This is a genomic window from Teichococcus deserti, assembly GCF_001982615.1.
Classification (GTDB): Bacteria; Pseudomonadota; Alphaproteobacteria; order Acetobacterales; family Acetobacteraceae; genus Pseudoroseomonas; species Pseudoroseomonas deserti.
Map to the genome: position 1 here is coordinate 1 of NZ_MLCO01000439.1, position 2,684 is coordinate 2,684.

A 2,684-nucleotide genomic window follows, 5' to 3' on the forward strand; every position below is an offset into this window, starting at 1 on the left:
CAAGCAGCGGCCGGCTTACGCTATGACCGCTAGTCTCTTGGGCTCGGAGATTTGTATAAGAGCCCGGCGCGAGCCGCTCCCCCCCGAGCAGGCCGCGGTCGAGCGGCGCGAGCAGGCCCGGCAACTGGAAGCCGCCCGCCAGGCCGCGCTGCCCGCCCCGGGCCCGGCGCCCTCGGCCAGCGGCGGCCGCGCCGTCCCCGTGGCCGGCACGCTGTCGCGCGATTTCGGCGACAGCGGCGCCGGCGGCCCGGCCCGCGGCCTGACCTATGCGGCGCCCGCCGGGGCGCGCGTGGTCAGCCCCTGCCAGGGCAGCATCGCCTTCGCCGGCCCGTTCCGCTCCTACGGCAAGCTGGTGATCGTCGATTGCGGCGGCGGGGTGCATTTCGTCCTGGCCGGCCTGGACCGCCTGGATGCCGAGACCGGCGCCCGGGTGCTGCCCGGCGAGCCGGTCGGCCAGCTCGGCGCGGCGGAGGAAAACGGCCGCGCCTCGCTCTATGTCGAGCTGCGGCGCAACGGCACGCCGGCCGATCCGAAGGGCTGGTTCCGCTCGCGTGGCTGAGGCTTCGAGGTTAAGTTTAGGTCATGCTCGGCCGCGGGATGCCGCCTGGCAGTGAATTTCTGGCAGGCTGGGGCAATCTTGGACCAGCAACCTCGCATCGCGACGGCGAATTGCGGCACACGTGATTGTCGAAAAAGGTTTCAATTTGCCCCTTGCACAGGAAGCCGCTCTAAGGTGTCTCGCTAGGCCGTCGAATGCTCGCGGCAGAAGGATCGTTGACCGGCATGAGGGGTCACCGCATGAAGCCTAAGATGCGCATGGTCGGCGTGGTGGGGGCGGCTTTCGTCGCCGGCACCGTGCTCGGCCCGGTGGTGATGCCGCCCGTGGTGTCCGCCTTCGCCCAGGAGGCCGGCAACCGCGCCGAGACCTACCGGCTGCTGAACCTGTTCGGCGACATCTTCGAGCGCGTCCGCGCCGAGTATGTCGAGCCGGTGAACGACCGCGAGGTCATCGAATCCGCGATCAACGGCATGCTGCAGGGCCTCGACCCGCATAGCAGCTACATGAACGCCCGCTCCTTCCGCGACATGCAGGTGCAGACCCGCGGCGAGTTCGGCGGCCTCGGCATCGAGGTCAGCCAGGAAGGCGGCTACGTCAAGGTCATCAGCCCGATCGACGACACGCCCGCCGCCAAGGCCGGCGTCAAGCCGGGCGACCTGATCACCCACCTGAACGGCAATTCGGTGCAGGGCCTGACCCTGCAGGAAGCGGTCGAGCAGATGCGCGGCGAGCGCGGCAGCAGCATCAAGCTGACCATCCGCCGCCCCGGCACCGAATCCCCGATCGAGCTCAGCCTGACCCGCGACGTGATCCGCCCGCAGGTCGCCCGCTTCCGCATGGAGGGCGAGGATGTCGGCTATGTCCGCCTCTCCTCCTTCAACGAGCAGACCGAGGGCGCGCTGCGCCGCGCCGTCAGCACGCTGCGCCAGCAGGCCGGCAACAACCTGAAGGGCATCATCCTCGACCTGCGCAACAACCCGGGCGGGCTGCTCGACCAGGCCGTCCAGGTCTCCGACGACTTCCTGGAGCGCGGCGAGATCGTCTCGACGCGGGCCCGCCGCGCCGACGACGCGCAGCGCTGGAACGCCAAGCCGGGCGACATCGCCGACGGTCTGCGGGTGATCGTGCTGATCAACGGCGGCTCCGCCTCGGCCTCCGAGATCGTCGCCGGCGCCCTGCAGGACCACCGCCGCGCCGTGGTGCTGGGCACCAAGTCCTTCGGCAAGGGCTCGGTTCAGACCGTCATGCCGATCCCCGGCAACGGCGCCATCCGCCTGACCACCGCGCGCTACTACACGCCGTCCGGCCGCTCGATCCAGGCGACCGGCATCACGCCCGACATCGAGGTGCTGGCCACCCGCGAGGAAGGCAACGCCCCGCTGCGCGACCGCGAGGCCGATCTGCGCCGCGCGCTGCGCAACGACAACGGCACCAATGGCAGCACCGAAGCGCCGCCGCTGCCGCCGCTGAACCTGCCCGCCGGCGTGCAGGACAAGGTCAGCCGCCTGCCGCCCGAGGGCGCGCCGGCCTTCGACCCGACCAAGCCGGAGACCGACTTCCAGCTGCAGCAGGCCGCGGGTCTCTTGCGCGCCTGGTCGACCGCCGACCCGCAGCGCCGCGCGGCGCGGTGACCCTGGCCGGCTAGAAGGAAGGCGACGCCGGCATGGCGACCTCGAACCGTTCCGGGGAAGCCGCTTCCGGCGCCGCCGCCTCCAGCCGCATCGGCGCGGCGCCCAGCAGGGCGCTCGCCACCATTCCGATGGCCGCCGCGCCCGATCCGGGCAACCGCCTGGCCTGGCGCGCGCTGGGCGGCTTCTGGCTGCTGGTCCTTGGCGGCGCCGCCTGCACCATCGCCACCCTGCACCGCCTGGGCCCGCCCGAAGCCGCCGCCCCCAGCCGCAGCCTGGCCGCGGTGCAGAGCCTGCCCCCGGCCAGCCCCGCCGCCCCGCTGCCGCCGCCCGCGCCCGTCGCAACCGCCCCGGACCGCGCGGCCAGCGCCGCCCCGGCCCCGCGGCCCGGGGCGGTTGCGACGGGCGCGGGCGGCGGCCGCGCGGCTGCCCCTTATACACCTCTGCCGCTGCCGACGATCCTACGCCTGTCGCACTCGCCGCTCGCCGTCTCATTA

At 72.7% G+C, this 2,684-nt stretch carries 2 protein-coding genes and 1 pseudogene; all 3 read left to right on the forward strand.

Annotated features, from left to right (window positions below):
- The first annotated feature begins 22 nt into the window (after positions 1-22).
- Complete coding sequence (locus BKE38_RS28620) at positions 23-559, forward strand: murein hydrolase activator EnvC family protein (protein ID WP_083747939.1); 537 nt, start codon at positions 23-25, stop codon at positions 557-559.
- A gap of 239 nt (positions 560-798) precedes the next feature.
- Complete coding sequence (locus tag BKE38_RS28625) at positions 799-2,190, forward strand: S41 family peptidase (protein WP_242662609.1); 1,392 nt, start codon at positions 799-801, stop codon at positions 2,188-2,190.
- 32 nt (positions 2,191-2,222) lie between these two features.
- Positions 2,223-2,684, forward strand: a pseudogene (locus tag BKE38_RS28630) (hypothetical protein); the annotation flags it as partial.

Bases quoted from the DNA above. Each gene is read 5' to 3' on its own strand.
- BKE38_RS28620 (WP_083747939.1), top strand. From the start codon at position 23: ATGACCGCTAGTCTCTTGGGCTCGGAGATTTGTATAAGAGCCCGGCGC.
- BKE38_RS28625 (WP_242662609.1), top strand. From the start codon at position 799: ATGAAGCCTAAGATGCGCATGGTCGGCGTGGTGGGGGCGGCTTTCGTC.